The following is a 17,091-nucleotide window of genomic DNA, read 5'->3' as shown; positions in this document are numbered from 1 at the left end:
CACCTCATACCGCCACGCCAGAACTGATGCCTTCGATCTTTGGCAAATCTACGCGCTTGAAATGACGGCCTGACGGGCTTGGGTCAGGCCGCATTCGGGCGGGTGCAAATAAGTTGGCAATGCCGCCCGGATCTGCCGATGCCGAATCGTCGGCTTCACGAGTCCTGACGCTTCACACTCGCCGTGACATAATTCACGCTCAGGTCGCGCTCCGACAATGACCAGCTCCATGTGATCGGGTTGAACACGAACCCCTTGCGGTCCACCGGATCAAGACCGGCCTCGCGCAACAGTTCAAACAACTCGTCAGGCGTGATGAATTTCGACCAGTCATGCGTGCCCCGGGGCAACCAGCGCATCACATGTTCGGCACCGATGATGGCCACGACATAGCTCTTGGCATTTCGGTTGAGGGTTGAGCAGAGGTGCAGTCCGCCGGGCTTCAGCAACTGGCGGCAGGCAGTCAGGTATTGGGGCGGCGAAGCGACATGTTCGATCACTTCCATGTTCAGCACTGCATCGAACGCCTCACCTGCTTCGGCCAGCGCCTCGGCCGTGGTGTGGCGATAATCGATATCGAGCCCGGATTGTTCAGCGTGCACCTGCGCCACCGGAATATTGCCCTCTGCTGCGTCCGCGCCCACCACATCAGCGCCAAGACGCGCCATCGGTTCGGCCAGCAGCCCGCCGCCGCAGCCGATGTCAAGAATGCGCAGTCCTGCAAAGGGTTTGTCTGTCTTCAGGTCGCGGTCGAATTCTGCCGCGATCTGGGATGTGATGTAGTCCAAACGGCACGGATTAAGCATATGCAGCGGCTTGAACTTGCCGTTCGGATCCCACCATTCGGCGGCCATCGCTTCGAACTTGGCAACTTCGCCCTCGTCAATCGTGGATGGCGCGGCTTGCATTCTGGTCTCCATGTGCTCAATTGTCCCTGCTGCCTTATATAGGATGATCATGGATAAAATCTCGGGCCAAAAAAGCGCACTGCAATATCTCTACCCGCCGATCGAACCGTTTGACCGGCGTATGCTGGATGTGGGCGATGGCCACCAGATCTATGTAGAGCAATCGGGACGCCCGGATGGCGAGCCGGTTGTGGTGCTGCATGGCGGGCCGGGGGGCGGGTGCAGCCCGGCGATGCGGCGCTATTTCGATCCCGAGCGTTACCGGGTGATCCTGTTTGACCAGCGCGGGTGTGGACGGTCGCGACCGCATGCCAGTGTCGAGGCGAACACCACCTGGCATCTGGTTGCGGATATCGAGCGTATCCGCATCGATCTGGGCATCGACCGCTGGATCGTGTTCGGTGGCAGCTGGGGTGCGACGCTGGCACTGATTTACGGCATCACCCACCCCGAAACCTGCGCGAATCTGGTGCTGCGCGGAGTTTTCACCATGACGCAGCGCGAGCTGGACTGGTTCTATGGCGGCGGCGCGGGACGGTTCTGGCCCGATACATGGGCGCGTTTTGCCGGGCTGATCCCGGAGGATGAGCACGGCGATCTGATCAAGGCCTATCACCAACGGCTGTTTTCCGGTGATGCGCGTGTCGAAACAACCCATGCAAAGGCATGGTCGGCTTGGGAAAATGCGCTGGCTTCGGTGCATTCCTCGGGGCAGGGCAGTGACAGCCCGGCAGAATATGCGCGGGCCTTCGCGCGGCTGGAGAATCACTATTTCATCAATAGTGGCTTTCTGGAGCATGACGGCTGGATTTTGGCCAACATGCACCGTCTGGCCGATGTTCCGGGCACGATCGTGCAGGGGCGCTACGACATGATCTGCCCGCCGGAGACGGCGCATGCGCTGGCACTTGCCTGGCCCAATGCCACGCTGAAGATGATCCCGCTCGCCGGACATGCCCTGTCAGAGCCGGGGATCAGCGCCGAGTTGGTGCGGGTAATGGACGGGATGGTCACAGGGTAATTCTGGGTGATGCTGGCGCAGCATTCACTGGTGGAGGCGCTCGCGCTGCGGGCTGTAGGGATGCCTGAACAGGGCTGAACTGAATGCCGCGAGGCGGCCCAAGTTCCGACTGTTGGGCCTTTTGCCACGGATACCCCTTGCAGACTCAGCATCGCCCGCGTATATCCCCTTCAACAGCGGCGCTTATCGGGTCCACTCCGAAAGGCTCCACCGGATATCTTGACGGGCCGCGAGCCCGTTTTTTTGTGCTTGGAAGACTGCCGGAAACTCATGACCAACGATTTGATTGCAAAGGCGGCGATTGACCGCCGCATGGCCGAGATCATCACCCCCGTCCTGGCGGACATGGGGTTCGATCTGGTGCGCGTGCGTCTGATGGGCAGCAAATACCATACGCTCCAGATCATGGCGGAACGGCCCGAGGGTGGTATCGAGGTTGATGATTGCGCGCGGATTTCGACCGCTGTCAGCGCCACGCTGGATGTCGAGGACCCGCTGACCGACCCTTATACGCTGGAGGTCAGCAGCCCGGGCATCGACCGGCCCCTGACGATGCTCAAGCATTTCGAGATGTTTGAAGGCTACGAAGCCAAGATCGAAACCAACGAGATGATCGACGGCCGCAAGCGGTTCAAGGGGATCTTGGCGGGCGTCGAGGGCACCGAGGTGTTGATCAATGTCGAGGAAGGCACCATCGGGCTGGAATTTGACTGGCTGGCTGACGCCAAGCTGGTCCTGACCGATGAGTTGATCAAGGAAATGCTGCGCCAGCGCAAGGCGGCGGGCACGATCAACGAAGATGATTACGACGAAATAGAGACCGAAACCGGTTCCGAGGAGGACTGAGACCATGGCAATTACTTCCGCAAACCAGCTGGAGCTGCTGCAAACTGCCGAGGCCGTGGCCCGTGAAAAGATGATTGATCCCGTTCTGGTGGTCGAGGCAATGGAAGAAAGCCTCGCCCGGGCGGCCAAGTCGCGCTACGGCGCCGAGATGGACATCCGGGTGAACATCGACCGCAAGACGGGTCGTGCCACTTTTACACGCGTGCGCACCGTGGTCGCGGACGATGAGCTGGAAAACTATCAAGCCGAGTTCACCGTGGAGCAGGCCAAACAGTACATGGAAAACCCGCAGATCGGCGATACGCTGGTCGAGGAAGTGCCGCCCGTCGAAATGGGCCGCATTGCCGCGCAGAGCGCCAAGCAGGTTATCCTGCAGAAGGTTCGCGAAGCCGAGCGTGACCGTCAGTACGAAGAATTCAAGGACCGCGCCGGTACGATCATCAACGGTCAGGTCAAGCGCGAAGAATACGGCAACGTCATCGTCGATGTGGGCCGTGGCGAAGCGATCCTGCGCCGCAATGAGAAGATCGGCCGCGAGGCGTACCGCCCGAACGACCGCATCCGCTGCTATATCAAGGACGTGCGCCGCGAGGCCCGCGGCCCGCAGATTTTCCTCAGCCGTACCGCGCCCGAGTTCATGGCCGAGCTGTTCAAGATGGAAGTGCCGGAAATCTATGATGGCATCATCGAGATCAAGGCCGTTGCCCGTGATCCCGGCAGCCGTGCCAAAATCGCTGTTATCTCTTATGACAACTCGATTGATCCGGTTGGCGCCTGCGTCGGTATGCGCGGCAGCCGTGTTCAGGCCGTGGTGAACGAGCTTCAGGGTGAAAAGATCGACATCATCCCGTGGAACGAAGACCAGCCGACCTTCCTGGTGAACGCATTGCAGCCCGCCGAGGTCAGCAAGGTGGTTCTGGACGAGGAAGCAGGCAAGATCGATGTCGTCGTTCCCGAGGATCAACTGAGCCTCGCGATTGGCCGCCGTGGTCAGAACGTGCGTCTGGCCAGCCAGCTGACCGGTCTCGATATCGACATCATGACAGAGGCCGAGGATAGCGAGCGCCGCCAGAAGGAGTTCGAGGAACGTACCGGGCTCTTCATGGAGACGCTCGATCTGGACGAATTCTTTGCGCAGTTGCTGGTGTCCGAAGGCTTTACCAGCCTCGAAGAAGTTGCCTATGTCGAGCAAGGCGAGCTGCTGGTGATTGACGGCGTCGACGAAGACACCGCCAACGAGCTTCAGGCACGGGCGCGCGACATTCTCGAGGCGCAGGCCAAGGCCGCGCTGGATGAGGCGCGGAGTCTGGGTGTCGAAGACAGTCTGGTTGATTTCGAAGGGCTGACACCCCAGATGATTCTGGCGCTGGCCAAGGATGGTGTGAAGACGCTGGAGGACTTCGCGACCTGCGCTGACTGGGAACTCGCCGGTGGCTGGACCGTTACGGATGGTGAGCGCACCAAGGACGAGGGCATTCTGGAGCCGTTCGATATGTCTCTGGAAGAAGCGCAAGATATGGTGATGACCGCGCGGATCCTGCTGGGCTGGGTCGATCCCGCCGATTTGGAGGCCGAGGCGGACGAAACCGAAGAAGACGCCACTACCGAGGAGAGCGAGGCCTGATCTCAGGCCTCGATTGAACCTGATGGGGCGCGCTGGGCAACCCAAAGACCGAAACGACGGTCCAGAGCGGAAATGCATCGCCACGGGCGAGGTGCAACCGAAGTACGGATTGGTGCGTTTTGTGGTCGGTCCCGATGGTGGTATTGTGCCTGATTTGGCACACAAGCTTCCCGGCCGCGGGATCTGGGTCGCGTGCGACCCTGCCGCGCTGGAAAAGGCGGCGACCAAGGGTCTTTTCGCCCGTGCGGCCCGTCAGGCGGTCACTGTACCGCAGGACCTGCCGACGCTGGTCGAGGGGATGCTGGCGCGCCGGGTGGTCGAACTGATCAGCCTTTGCCGCAAGGGCGGGCATGCCGTTGCAGGCTACGAAAAGGTCAAGGACTGGCTGGCCAAGGAAGAGGCCGAAGTGCTGCTTCAGGCCAGCGACGGATCCGAACGTGGAAAATCAAAGCTGAGCACGCCGTATGGCGGCTCATTCATAGGATGGCTGACAGCGGATGAGCTGGGTCAGGCCTTTGGGCGCCAAACCACCATTCATGCGGCACTGCATGCTGGTGGTTTGGCGCAACGTGTTGTAGAGGAGGCGGCAAGGCTGAAAGGCCTGCGCGTCTCGGACGATGGCAGCGGCCATCGGAAAGGAAAGAAGACCAGATGAGCGACAACGACGGAAAGAAAACTTTGGGTGTGCGTGGCGGTCCCCGTGCGGGGAACGTGAAGCAGAGCTTCAGCCATGGCCGGACCAAGAACGTCGTGGTGGAAACCAAGCGCAAACGTGTTGTGGTGCCCAAGCCTGGTGCTGCGCCCGGTGCGACAGGATCCCCCAAACCGGCCCCTGCGAGTGACCCTTCGCGGCGTCCCGCAGGCATTTCGGATGCCGAGCTGGAGCGCCGGATGAAGGCTCTCGTTGCCGCCAAGGCACGTGAGTCCGAAGAGGCCGCCCGACGCGCAGCCGAAGAGAAATCGCGTGAAGAAGAGCGCATGCGCCGCCGCGAAGAGGCAGAGGCCAAGGAACGCGAAGAGCGCGAGCGCGAAGAGGCGCTGAAAGCCAAGGCCGAAGAAGAGGCACGCGCCAAGCGCGAAGCCGAGGCCGCCAAGCAGACCGCCGCCGCACCGACCCCGCCGACTCCGTCAGAGGCTCCCACTGGTCGTGGCGCGCCGATGAACCGGCCAGATGCAGCGCCTGCGCGCAAGCATGACCGTGACCGCGATCAGCGTCCCGCCAAGGGCAAGGGCATGGGTGGCGACAGCCGCCGGTCCGGCAAGCTGACGCTGAACCAGGCGCTTTCGGGTGGCGAAGGTGGCCGTCAGAAATCCATGGCCGCAATGAAGCGCAAGCAAGAGCGCGCGCGTCAGAAGGCGATGGGCGGAACTCAAGAGCGCGAAAAGATCGTGCGCGACGTCCAGTTGCCCGAAACTATCGTAGTGTCCGAGCTTGCCATTCGTATGGCGGAACGCGTCGGCGACGTGATCAAAGCGTTGATGAGCAACGGCATGATGGTCACGCAGAACGAGGCGATCGACGCCGATACCGCCGAACTGATCATCGAGGAATTCGGCCACCGCGTCGTGCGTGTGTCCGACTCTGACGTCGAAGACGTGATCGACCAGATCCAGGACAAGCCCGAAGATCTGAAACCGCGTCCGCCCGTCATCACCATCATGGGCCACGTGGACCACGGCAAGACGTCGCTGCTCGACGCGATCCGCGATGCCAAGGTCGTCGCTGGCGAAGCTGGCGGGATCACCCAGCATATCGGCGCCTATCAGGTGAAGACCGAAAGCGGTGCGATCCTGTCGTTCCTCGACACACCCGGCCACGCGGCGTTTACGTCGATGCGGGCACGTGGTGCCCAGGTGACGGATATCGTTGTTCTGGTGGTCGCTGCGGATGATGCGGTCATGCCGCAGACCATCGAGGCGATCAATCACGCCAAGGCGGCCAAGGTGCCGATGATCGTGGCGATCAACAAGATCGACAAACCCGCTGCGGATCCGCAGAAGGTGCGCACAGATCTGCTGCAACACGAAGTCGTCGTCGAAGCGATGTCGGGTGACGTGCAGGATGTCGAAGTCAGCGCCAAGACCGGCCAGGGCCTTGATGAATTGCTGGAGGCGATCGCGCTTCAGGCCGAGATTCTCGAACTGAAGGCGAACCCGGACCGGGCCGCCGAAGGTGCAGTGATCGAGGCGCAGCTTGACGTGGGTCGCGGCCCGGTTGCCACGGTTCTGGTTCAGAAGGGCACGCTGCGTCAGGGCGATATCTTTGTCGTGGGCGAACAGTACGGCAAGGTGCGCGCGCTGATCAACGATCACGGCGAGCGCATCAAGGAAGCCGGACCATCGGTCCCGGTCGAAGTGCTGGGCATCAATGGCACGCCCGAGGCGGGCGATGTTCTGAACGTCGTCGAGACCGAGGCGCAGGCGCGCGAAATCGCTGAATACCGCGAGAAAGCCTCGAAAGAGCGCCGCGCGGTGGCAGGTGCAGCGGTGACGCTGGATCAGCTGATGGCGCAGGCCAAGGAAAGCGAAAATGTCGTCGAGATGCCGATCCTGGTGAAATCCGACGTGCAAGGTAGCGCCGAGGCAATCGCGCAGGCGATGGAAAAGATCGGCAACGACGAGGTGCGCGTGCGCGTGTTGCACTCGGGTGTCGGTGCCATCACCGAGAGCGATATCGGTCTGGCAGAAGCATCCGGCGCGCCGGTTCTGGGCTTTAACGTGCGGGCCAACGCGCCTGCGCGGCAGAGTGCGAACCAGAAGGGCGTCGAGATTCGCTATTACTCGATCATCTACGATCTGGTGAACGATGTGAAAGCGGCGGCATCTGGCCTTTTGGGTGCGGAGATCCGCGAGAAGTTCATCGGTTATGCCCAGATCAAGGAAGTGTTCAAGGTCACGGGCGTCGGTCGCGTTGCTGGTTGTCTTGTGACCGAGGGCGTTGCACGCCGCTCTGCCGGGGTGCGCCTGCTGCGGGACGACGTGGTGATCCACGAAGGTACGCTGAAGACGCTCAAGCGCTTCAAGGATGAGGTTGCCGAAGTGCAGTCCGGTCAGGAATGCGGCATGGCGTTCGAGAACTACGAGGATGTCCGTCCGAATGACGTGATCGAGATCTTTGAACGCGAAGAGGTCGAACGCTCGCTCGACTAAAGCGTTTCGTGCGTCCACAGCGACGCGGAGAGTATCGAGGGGCATGGCCGATGGCTGTGCCCCCTTTTCGTTTGGGAGCATCCGGCGGGGCGAAGGAGCGATTGGCCATAAAAAAAGGGGCATGACCAGCGGTCTGCCCCTCATCGCGTCGTGCGATACGGAAAATCAGTTCAGGCGGCGGCCTTTGATACGGGTCGGCCGGAATAAATCCGGTCGCCATCGCGAACCTGCACGCGCCCATCAGGAAGCAGGCGTACAAAAATGCCTTGAACCAGAACGCAACTACCCAGTCGAATCGTTTGTAGCATGTCATATCCCCCCGATACGGACGTAACATTGAAGATTTTAGACAAACACACCAGATACTATGGTTTAACAGACCCTTGGTTAATCATAACTTAATCTCTGGAAAGAGGAAGTGCACTTTTCGCGCTTAACGTGTATTTTCGGTGCCAACGCGCGGAATGTCGCGCAAGGCATTCACAGCCAGTCGCGCAAAATCGGAACAAGAGGGACGTCAGCGGCGGGCATGGGATAGTCCCTGAGGTTGTGTGCACGAACCCATTTCAGAGCCTGACCTTCCCGGCTTTGCGGCGTTCCTTGCCACTTTCGGCACGCAAAGAGCGGCATCAACAGGTGAAAATCATCGTAGCTGTGGCTGGCAAAGGTCAGGGGCGCCAGGCAACTGGCCCAAGTGTCGATTCCAAGCTCTTCCTGCAGCTCGCGGACCAGCGCCATCTCGGGCGTTTCGCCCGGCTCGACCTTGCCGCCAGGAAACTCCCACAGCCCGGCCATGGATTTGCCTTCGGGACGCTGGGCCAGCAGGACGCGACCATCAACATCGATCAGGGCGACGGCAGAGACGAGCACGGTTTTCATTCATGCGCTCCGATGGCTTTGGCGCAACGTATCCAAAGAAACATCACGACCGATAGTCGGCGTTGATCTCGATATATCCGTGCGTCAGATCGCAGGTCCAGACACGCGCGGTACCACCACCGAGGCCGAGATCGACATGGATAACCAGATCCTGGTTCTTCATGTAGGCAGCGGCTGCCTCTTCGGAATACTCGGGACTGACCCATCCCTTGTCCGCAACCAGATGTGGCCCGAACCAGATCGATAGCGCGTCGCGGTCGGCACGCGCGCCCGACTTGCCCACCGCCATGACCACCCGGCCCCAATTGGGGTCCTCGCCCGCGATTGCGGTTTTGACCAGTGGCGAGTTGGCGATCGATTTTGCGTGGGTATTGGCGTCGTCGTCACTATATGCGCCGGTCACGAACACTTCGACGAACTTGGTTGCCCCTTCGCCGTCGCGGACTACTTGGTGTGCAAGGTCGAGCATGACGCGCCGCAGGCCTTCCATGAAACCTACCGATTCCTCGGTCACTTCGACGCCGGATGTGCCCGTTGCGGCCACAAGCAACGCGTCTGAAGTGGATGTATCGCTGTCGACGGTGATGCAATTGAAGGTCTTGGCGTTCAGGGCCGAAACCATGGATTGCAGCACTGAAAGATCGGCCTTGGCGTCGGTAAAGATATAGACAAGCATCGTCGCCATATCGGGCGCGATCATGCCCGACCCCTTGGCGATGCCCGCGATGCGGACCGTTTTGCCATTGATTGTCACATCGGTCGTGGACCCTTTGGCAAAGGTGTCCGTGGTCATGATCGCCTGCGCCGCCGCAGCGATTCCGCCGGGATCAAGTGCCGCTTTTAATTCTTCAAGTTTGGCGGTGATACGTTCGTGTGGCAGCGGTTCACCGATCACGCCGGTCGAAGAGGAAAAAACACGCAATTCCGGTAGCCCCAGCGTGGCGGCAACCGCAGAGGTTACCGCGTGGGTCGCCTCGATCCCATTGCGCCCGGTAAAGGCGTTGGCGTTGCCCGAATTCACGATAATCGCGGCGCCGGCGTCGCTATGCGTGCCGATTTTGGCCTGACAATCGAGCACCGGCGCCGCGCGGGTGGCCGAGCGGGTAAAGGCGCCTGCCACCGTCGTGCCGGGGGCTAGTTCGGCCAGCATGACATCGGTGCGCCCGGCGTAGCGCACCCCGGCCGCGACAGTGGCGAAACGCACGCCGTTGATCACGGGAAGTTCGGGAAAGGCCGCCGGTGCCAGCGGCGAGACAGATGTGATCTTGGCCATCAGTGTTACTCTTCCAGCAGGTCGAATTGGTTCAGGACGGAAGGATCTAGGGCATCGCCCGCCGTGCGATCAATCTCGGCATCGGCCAAAAGTTGTTCGAGATGGGCGGTCATGGCGGCCTGTTGCAACTCTTCTTCCAATTCCGGGCGGACCTCTTCCAGATCGGGACGATCCTTGATTCGGGTCTCGTTCAGGCGGATCACGTGCCAACCGAACTGGGTCTGCACAGGATCAGATATGCCGCCTGCTTCCAAGGCTTCCACGGCGTCCTGAAACGGCTCGACCATCATGCCGGCGCTGAACCAACCCAGTTCACCACCGCTCGGACCGGAGGGGCCGGTTGAATGTTCCTTGGCCAGCTCGGCGAAATCCGCGCCGTCCTTCAGCTGGGCGACCAGTGCCGCAGCTTCTTCCTCGGTTTCCACGAGGATATGCGCCGCCTTGTACTCGGTCTCTTCCGGGGCGTTGAGGTATTTCGCCTCAAAGGCGTCCTTGATTGCCGCATCACTCAGCGCGTTGCCGGTAATGCGTGCGATCTCTTCGCTTGCCGCGATGGCGCGGCCTTCGTTTTCCAGCGCCAGCCGTCCGGCCAGCGAAACTTCGGCGGTCATCTTCTGTTGCAGCAGGGTCTGTTGCACCAGTTGGTCCAGAATACCCCGGTAGAGAACCTCTGCCGGCAGTTGCGCGAACTGTTCGGGCAGGCCAGCGCGCAGAACGATCATGTGACCCAGTGTGATATCTGTCCCGTTCACCGTGGCGACGACAGTTTCGGCCGTTGGCGCGCCTTCGGTGTCTTGATCTGCCCAGGCAGGCAGAGTCAGAGGTGTGGCGGCCAGCAGGGTTGCGGCGAAGATCGCAGTGAGGCGGTTGAACATGAGGGGGCTTCCTTTGCCTTGCTAAGGCACTCGGGCCGCGTGGGTGCGCGACGTTGACACTCTGCCAGCAGGACCTTACATCGCCTTAGGATCAAGGCATTCCCGCTGCTATGTGCCACGTTGTAGGCGCGCAATGGTAGAGGGGCAAGTCATTGCCATTCACAAGACGTCAAATCACCGGAACGGATTGAATATGCTGGGTTTAGGAACTGTCGCGCGCAAGGTTTTCGGCACTCCGAACGATCGCAAGGTAAAAGCGACGCGGCCGTTGGTCGAGAAGATCAACGCACTGGAGTCCGAGATCGAACAGCTCAGCGATGAGGGCCTGATCGAAAAAACGGCAGAGCTGCGTCAACGGGCGCTGGCTGGTGAATCATTGGATGCGCTGCTGCCCGAAGCATTCGCCAACTGCCGCGAGGGCGCGCGCCGTGCGCTTGGGCTGCGGGCCTTTGACGTGCAGTTGATGGGCGGGATTTTTCTACATCAGGGCAATATTTCGGAAATGAAGACCGGCGAAGGCAAAACGCTGGTCGCCACATTTCCCGCATATCTCAATGCGCTGACCGGCAAGGGCGTGCATATCGTCACGGTGAACGATTACCTCGCCAAGCGGGACGCCGAGTGGATGTCAAACGTGTTCTCTGCCCTGGGCATGACCACGGGCGTTGTCTATCCGGAACAGCCCAGCGGCGAGAAGCGCGCCGCTTATGCCTGCGATGTGACCTACGCCACCAACAACGAGCTGGGTTTCGACTATCTGCGCGACAACATGAAATCCGATCTCGATGACATGAGCCAGCGCGGCCACAACTATGCCATCGTCGACGAGGTCGATTCGATCCTGATTGACGAGGCGCGCACGCCATTGATCATCTCGGGCCCTTCGCAGGACCGCAGCGATCTGTATGTCGCGATCGATGCGCTGATTCCCGAACTGGACGAGTCGCATTACAAGCTGGATGAAAAAGCGCGCAATGTGACCTTTACCGACGAAGGCAACGAGTTTCTCGAAAACCTGCTGGTTGAACGTGGCATTCTGCCCGAGGACCAGTCGCTCTATGATCCCGAGAGCACGACCATCGTGCACCATGTCAACCAGAGCCTGCGTGCGCACAAGATGTTCACCAAGGACAAGGACTACATGGTTCGTGACAACGAGGTGGTGCTGGTCGACGAATTCACTGGCCGGATGATGGCCGGGCGACGCTTGAGCGACGGGCTGCACCAGGCCATCGAGGCCAAGGAAGGCTGTGAAATCAAGCCAGAGAACGTGACGCTGGCGCAGGTGACCTTCCAGAACTATTTCCGGCTCTATGACAAGCTGGCCGGCATGACCGGTACAGCCGCTACCGAGGCCGAGGAATTTGCCGAAATCTACGGTCTTGGCGTGGTCGAAGTGCCGACCAACCGGCCCATTGCGCGGATCGACAAGGACGACGCGGTCTACCGGACCACTGCCGAAAAATACAAGGCGGTGATCAAGGCGATCGAGGAAGCCCATGCGAAAGGCCAGCCGACGCTGGTCGGCACCACATCCATCGAAAAATCCGAGATCCTTAGCCAGCTTCTGACGCAGGCGGGTATCCCGCATAACGTCCTGAACGCGCGTCAGCACGAGAAGGAAGCGCAGATCGTCGGCGATGCGGGCAAACTGGGTGGTGTCACGATCGCGACCAACATGGCCGGTCGGGGTACTGACATCAAGCTGGGCGGCAATGTCGAGCAGAAGGTGCTCGAGGCGATCGCCGCTGATCCCGATGGCGACCCAGAGGAAATTCGGGCCCGGATCGAAGCCGAGCACGCCGCCGACGAACAGGCGGTGATCGACGCAGGCGGCCTGTTTGTTTTGGCGACCGAACGGCACGAAAGCCGTCGGATCGACAACCAGTTGCGCGGTCGGTCGGGCCGCCAGGGCGACCCGGGTATGTCGGCGTTTTTCCTGTCGCTCGATGACGATCTGATGCGCATTTTCGGCTCTGAACGGTTGGAAAAGGTGCTGTCAGGATTGGGCATGAAAGAGGACGAGGCGATCATTCACCCTTGGGTGAACAAGTCGCTGGAACGCGCCCAAGCCAAGGTCGAGGGCCGCAACTTCGACATTCGTAAGCAATTGCTGAAATTTGACGACGTGATGAACGAGCAGCGCAAGGTGATCTTCAAGCAGCGGCTTGATATCATGCGGGCTTCGGACCTCAGCGAAATCGTCAAGGATATGCGAAACGAGGTCATTGACGACTTGGTGGACCAGTACATGCCGCCCAAATCCTACGCCGAACAGTGGGATATGACCGGGCTGCACGAGGCCCTTCTGGAGCAGCTCAACATGGATCTGCCGGTTCAGTCTTGGGCCGAAGAAGAAGGCGTCGACGACGAGGATATCTCGGAACGGATCGAGAAAGCCGCGAACGAGATGATGGCGCAGAAAGCGGCGCAGTTCGGCCCTGCCAACATGCGGCTGGTGGAAAAGCAGATCCTGCTGCAGACCATCGACACGAAATGGCGCGAACATCTGCTGACGTTGGAGCATCTGCGCAGCGTTGTCGGGTTCCGTGGGTATGCGCAACGCGATCCTCTTAACGAATACAAGAACGAGGCGTTCCAACTCTTCGAGACGATGCTGGACAGTCTGCGCCATACCGTGACGCAGCAATTGTCGCAGGTGCGCCCTATGACGGATGAAGACCGTCAGGCGATCATGGAACAGATGGCGCAGCAACAAGCGGCGCTGGAGGCTCAATCTGCCGCGGCCCAAACCTCAGACGACAGCTCGCCAGCGAAGCAAGACGCTGCACCGGGATTTGACGAGAACGATCCGTCGACTTGGGGCAATCCCGGTCGAAATGCAGCTTGTCCCTGTGGATCGGGCAAGAAATTCAAGCATTGTCATGGGCGGCTGGCCTAAGGTTTGACCTTGGGCGCCAGCCGTTCTGCGGTCTCTAAAATTCGCGCAAGATGCCGCATTCTGGCCTAAATGACTCCGTTTCGGGGTCACATGCCTGCCGCTTTGTCTCCCTAGATTACTTTCCGCAACCGAAATTCTCGGTGAGGGAGACCTGAACATGCCCAAGATAGCAATGCCCAAGATCAAGTTGATCGCAAGCGGATGCGCCACATTGGCAGCCGCGCTGGCGCTCGGATATTTCATTCAGGCCAACGGAAATCCGGCCCCCGCCCAAGCACGTTCCATTCCGCAGGCGCCCAGCAACACGGGAACGTCGCTGGATAAACAAGACGGGATGTCCGCCGCTGACCTGGAGGACTCTGCCGATGAGTTGGATATCAGTGCGGTCACCTTGACCTCGGCACTGCCGATCGCGCCCGAAGCGATCCTGAAGGCGGCGGCATTGCCCGCGCAGCCCGTCACGCTGGCCTCTGCCGCGGTAGAGCCGATCACGACCATGCCCAGCGAGGAACCCGCGCCGGTCTTTGGCTGTGACTATGCGCTGTCCGCCGAAGCCTCTGCCGGGGCGATGGTCGCGCTGGCGCTCGATGTTCCTTGCATGCCGAACGAGCGGTTCACCCTGCATCATAACGGCCTGATGATTACCGGAGTGACGGACGAAAGCGGTATCAGCGAAATGGTGGTACCCGCGCTCAGCACTGAGGCGGTCTTTATCGTGGCCTTTCCGAACGGCGAGGGCGCGGTGGCCAATGCATCGGTAGATGCTCTTGAATATTATGACCGCGTCGCGGTGCAGTGGGAGGGTGACAGCGGCCTGCAGATTCATGCGATGGAATACGGCGCCGACTACGGCGATGCGGGGCATGTATGGGCCGAAGCGCCACATGATTTGAGCCAGGCGGTTGGCGGTGAGGGTGGGTTTCTGACCCGGCTGGGTGCAAGCGATCTGCCGCATGCCTATCAGGCCGAAATCTACACTTTTCCCAGCAGTATCGCCGCTCGCGCTGGTGACGTTCAACTGCAGGTCGAGGCGCAGGTCACACAGGACAATTGCGGGCGCGATGTCGAGGCACAATCTATCCAGTTGCAGCAGGATGGCGGGCTCAAGGTCCAGACACTGACCCTCGCAATGCCGGAATGTAACGCCGTCGGTGACTTTCTGTTGTTGAAAAACCTGTTGAATGACCTGAAGATCGCGCAGAACTAATTCGCAACGACCGAGGGTACATCAATGACTTTTGTGCGTGCGGCGATTGTCGCCGCACTTTTTCTTTTTGGTGGCGCGCTTTGTGCTCTGGCGCAGGACGTCACGCTGACGTCGCGTGATGGCGAGGTGGAAATCTCGGGCGATTTGCTGGGCTTTGACGGTGAATTCTACCGGGTCGACACTATCTATGGCGAGTTGACGGTAGATGGCTCGGGCGTGCTGTGCGCCGGGCCGGGTTGTCCCAGCCTGTCAGACTACGTCGCCGAATTGCGGTTATCCGGGGCGCCGACAATTGGCCGGGTTCTCATGCCCGCGCTGATAGAGGCCTTTGCGTTGAAGAGCGGGTTGGAAGCGTCGCGCCACACCGAGGATGACCGGCGTACGGTCTATACCCTGACGGACCGCGACAGCGGTGCGGTGCGGGGGCGGTTCTTTTTTCACCTCACCAATACTGACGAAGCGTTCGCCGACTTGCTGGCCGACGAGGCCGATGTGGTGATGTCCTTGCGCGAGGCCCGGCCCGACGAGGTCCGGCGTGGTCGCGATTCCGGCCTGGGAGATCTGACCGACGCTCGGCGCAGCCGTGTTCTGGCGCTTGATGCACTGGTGCCACTGGTGGCAGCCGAGAACAACGTGACCACCATCACGACGCCGCAGCTGGCGCAGGTATTGACCGGTGAGATTGACAACTGGGCAGAGCTGGGCGGGCCCGATGCCCCGATTGCGGTGCACTTGCATGACCCACGCAGTGGGTTGGGGCAGGCGACCGAAGACCAGATGACGGGCGGACGTGCGGCGGGCCTGCTGCCGGGGGCGATCCGGCACGGGGACGGGGTGGAACTGGCGGCGGCAGTGGCGCGCGATCCCTTTGCGTTGGGCGTCGGCAGCCGTTCGGAAAAGGGACTGACGTTCGAATTGGCACTGAAAGGCGCGTGCGGATTTTCCATGCGGGCAACGCGTCGGGCGGTCAAAACCGAGGATTATCCGTTGTCTGCGCCGATGTTCCTTTACCTGCCTGCGCGCCGCTTTCCCAAGCTGGTGCGTGAATTCCTGTCATTTACCCGTGATCCGGCGGCGCAGTTGGTGGTGCGGCGTGCGGGCTTTGTCGATCAACTGCCCGAAGAAATCGAGATCGATGCGCAGGGTGACAGGTTTGCCAATGCGGTGATGCGCGCGGGCGATGAGATCTCGTTGGAAGAATTGCAGCGCATGGTCCGCACGCTGGCGCCGCTGAAACGTCTGAGCACGACGTTCCGCTTTCAGCCTGGGTCGGTGCGGCTTGATGCGCAGTCGCGCTCTAACGTGGCGCAATTGGCGCGAGCGTTGGAGAGCGGATATTACGACGGGCGGCGGCTGGTCTTTGTCGGGTTCAGCGATGGCGAGGGGTCGGCGGAGATCAATCAGCAGATCGCGTTACGACGCGCGACGGCTGTGCGTGACGCTGTGCTGCGCCGGGCCGAGACGCTGAATACATCGCGGCTGCAGCTTGATCTGGAGGCCTTTGGCGAGGCGATGCCGATGGCCTGCGATGACAGCGAATGGGGTCGCCGTGCCAATCGGCGGGTCGAAATCTGGGTCCGCTGAGGCGCTGATCGGTATCACGTCGGTATTGCGTCGGTATCCGGTCGGTCAGAGATACCCTTCGCTGCGAAAGCTCAACTCGCAGGATTTTCCGGTGATCAGATGGTCGTGCAGCGTGATGCCCATCACCTGTGCCGCGTCGGCAATCTGGCGGGTCATGTCGATGTCGCTCTGCGATGGTGTCGGATCGCCGGAGGGGTGGTTGTGGACCAGGATCAGCGCCGAGGCATTCAGTTCCAGCGCCCGCTTGACCACTTCGCGCGGGTAGACCGGGACATGATCGACGGTTCCGCTGGCTTGTTCTTCGTCCGCGATCAGGGTGTTCTTGGTATCAAGGAGGAACAGGCGAAACTGTTCTGTCCCGCGATGGGCCATGGTGGCGTGGCAGTAGTCCAGCAACGCATCCCAGGATGAGATCACCTGTCTTTGCATGACTCGGGCGCGGGCCAGACGCTGACTGGCGGCCTCTACGATCTTGAGCTCGGTGATCACCGCTTCCCCAACGCCGGGCACCTTCGCGAGCCAGGCGGGCGGTGCGGAAATGGCACCGTTGAAATCACCGAAAGTGTCCAGCATGAGCCGCGCCAAGGGTTTCACATCCCGGCGCGGGATGGCGCGAAACAGGACCAGTTCCAGCATTTCGTAATCTGGCATGGCCTGCGCCCCACCATTGCGGAACCGGTCACGCAGGCGGGCGCGGTGATCGCGGATGTAGGAGGGTTGCTTACCGGGCGGAATATCTGCCGCAACGGCCTCGTCACCGCTGAAGAGCGGCAGGGGGGCTTCGGCAAAATGTGAAAACTGAGCCATAGCGGGAGAATGCCG

The 17,091-nt window shown here is 60.8% G+C and carries 13 protein-coding genes; 8 read left to right on the top strand and 5 right to left on the bottom strand.

Annotation, left to right across the window (positions count from 1 at the left end):
* Nucleotides 1-155 precede the first annotated feature (155 nt).
* Nucleotides 156-908 carry a bifunctional 2-polyprenyl-6-hydroxyphenol methylase/3-demethylubiquinol 3-O-methyltransferase UbiG gene (ubiG, locus tag O3306_RS15830; protein ID WP_272009076.1) on the bottom strand — a complete coding sequence of 251 codons (753 nt, stop codon included), beginning with the start codon at nt 906-908 and terminating at the stop codon, nt 156-158.
* A gap of 49 nt (nt 909-957) precedes the next feature.
* Between ubiG and pip the strand changes: the two genes are divergently transcribed.
* The 5 genes from pip to infB all read left to right on the top strand — a co-directional run bounded on the left by pip (nt 958) and on the right by infB (nt 7,549).
* A complete protein-coding gene (pip, locus tag O3306_RS15825) occupies nt 958-1,929 on the top strand; it encodes a prolyl aminopeptidase (protein ID WP_272009074.1) in 972 nt (323 codons plus the stop codon).
* A gap of 270 nt (nt 1,930-2,199) precedes the next feature.
* Nucleotides 2,200-2,775 carry a ribosome maturation factor RimP gene (rimP, locus tag O3306_RS15820; protein ID WP_272009072.1) on the top strand — a complete coding sequence of 192 codons (576 nt, stop codon included), beginning with the start codon at nt 2,200-2,202 and terminating at the stop codon, nt 2,773-2,775.
* A 4-nt stretch (nt 2,776-2,779) separates the two neighbouring features.
* Nucleotides 2,780-4,399 carry a transcription termination factor NusA gene (nusA, locus tag O3306_RS15815; RefSeq protein WP_272009070.1) on the top strand — a complete coding sequence of 540 codons (1,620 nt, stop codon included), beginning with the start codon at nt 2,780-2,782 and terminating at the stop codon, nt 4,397-4,399.
* A 22-nt stretch (nt 4,400-4,421) separates the two neighbouring features.
* Entirely contained in the window at nt 4,422-5,054 is a 633-nt protein-coding gene (locus tag O3306_RS15810; RefSeq protein ID WP_272009069.1) for an RNA-binding protein, read from the top strand.
* Nucleotides 5,051-7,549, top strand: coding sequence for a translation initiation factor IF-2 (gene infB, locus O3306_RS15805; protein WP_272009068.1), 2,499 nt, complete (start codon nt 5,051-5,053; stop codon nt 7,547-7,549). The genes O3306_RS15810 and infB overlap by 4 nt, the downstream gene beginning before the upstream one ends.
* A gap of 480 nt (nt 7,550-8,029) precedes the next feature.
* Here infB and mutT read toward each other — a convergent pair whose 3' ends face one another.
* The 3 genes from mutT to O3306_RS15790 are packed head-to-tail and all read right to left on the bottom strand — an operon-like array spanning nt 8,030 to nt 10,576.
* Complete coding sequence (gene mutT / locus O3306_RS15800; protein WP_272009067.1) at nt 8,030-8,428, bottom strand: 8-oxo-dGTP diphosphatase MutT; 399 nt, start codon at nt 8,426-8,428, stop codon at nt 8,030-8,032.
* 43 nt (nt 8,429-8,471) lie between these two features.
* Nucleotides 8,472-9,701 (bottom strand): bifunctional glutamate N-acetyltransferase/amino-acid acetyltransferase ArgJ, encoded by a 1,230-nt coding sequence (argJ, locus tag O3306_RS15795; protein ID WP_272009066.1) that lies wholly within the window; start codon nt 9,699-9,701, stop codon nt 8,472-8,474.
* Between the two features lie 5 nt (nt 9,702-9,706).
* A complete protein-coding gene (locus O3306_RS15790; protein ID WP_272009064.1) occupies nt 9,707-10,576 on the bottom strand; it encodes a peptidylprolyl isomerase in 870 nt (289 codons plus the stop codon).
* A 193-nt stretch (nt 10,577-10,769) separates the two neighbouring features.
* Between O3306_RS15790 and secA the strand changes: the two genes are divergently transcribed.
* From secA to O3306_RS15775, 3 genes are all read left to right on the top strand, one after another.
* Nucleotides 10,770-13,478, top strand: coding sequence for a preprotein translocase subunit SecA (secA, locus tag O3306_RS15785; RefSeq protein ID WP_272009062.1), 2,709 nt, complete (start codon nt 10,770-10,772; stop codon nt 13,476-13,478).
* Nucleotides 13,479-13,635: 157 nt separating this feature from the next.
* Complete coding sequence (locus O3306_RS15780; RefSeq protein WP_272009060.1) at nt 13,636-14,685, top strand: hypothetical protein; 1,050 nt, start codon at nt 13,636-13,638, stop codon at nt 14,683-14,685.
* Between the two features lie 24 nt (nt 14,686-14,709).
* The gene (locus O3306_RS15775; protein ID WP_272009058.1) at nt 14,710-16,269 is read left to right on the top strand and encodes a phosphate ABC transporter substrate-binding/OmpA family protein; all 1,560 of its coding nucleotides are present in this window, start codon (nt 14,710-14,712) and stop codon (nt 16,267-16,269) included.
* Between the two features lie 45 nt (nt 16,270-16,314).
* On the opposite strand, the gene radC is transcribed toward O3306_RS15775, so the two are convergent.
* Nucleotides 16,315-17,076, bottom strand: a complete 762-nt coding sequence (gene radC / locus O3306_RS15770; protein ID WP_272009056.1) for a RadC family protein — start codon at nt 17,074-17,076, stop codon at nt 16,315-16,317.
* Between the last annotated feature and the right edge of the window lie 15 nt (nt 17,077-17,091).

The organism is Roseovarius sp. ZX-A-9, assembly GCF_028369135.1.
GTDB lineage: Bacteria > Pseudomonadota > Alphaproteobacteria > Rhodobacterales > Rhodobacteraceae > Roseovarius.
Note: the sequence above shows the minus strand (reverse complement) of the source record. Positions and strands in the feature narration are given on the sequence as shown.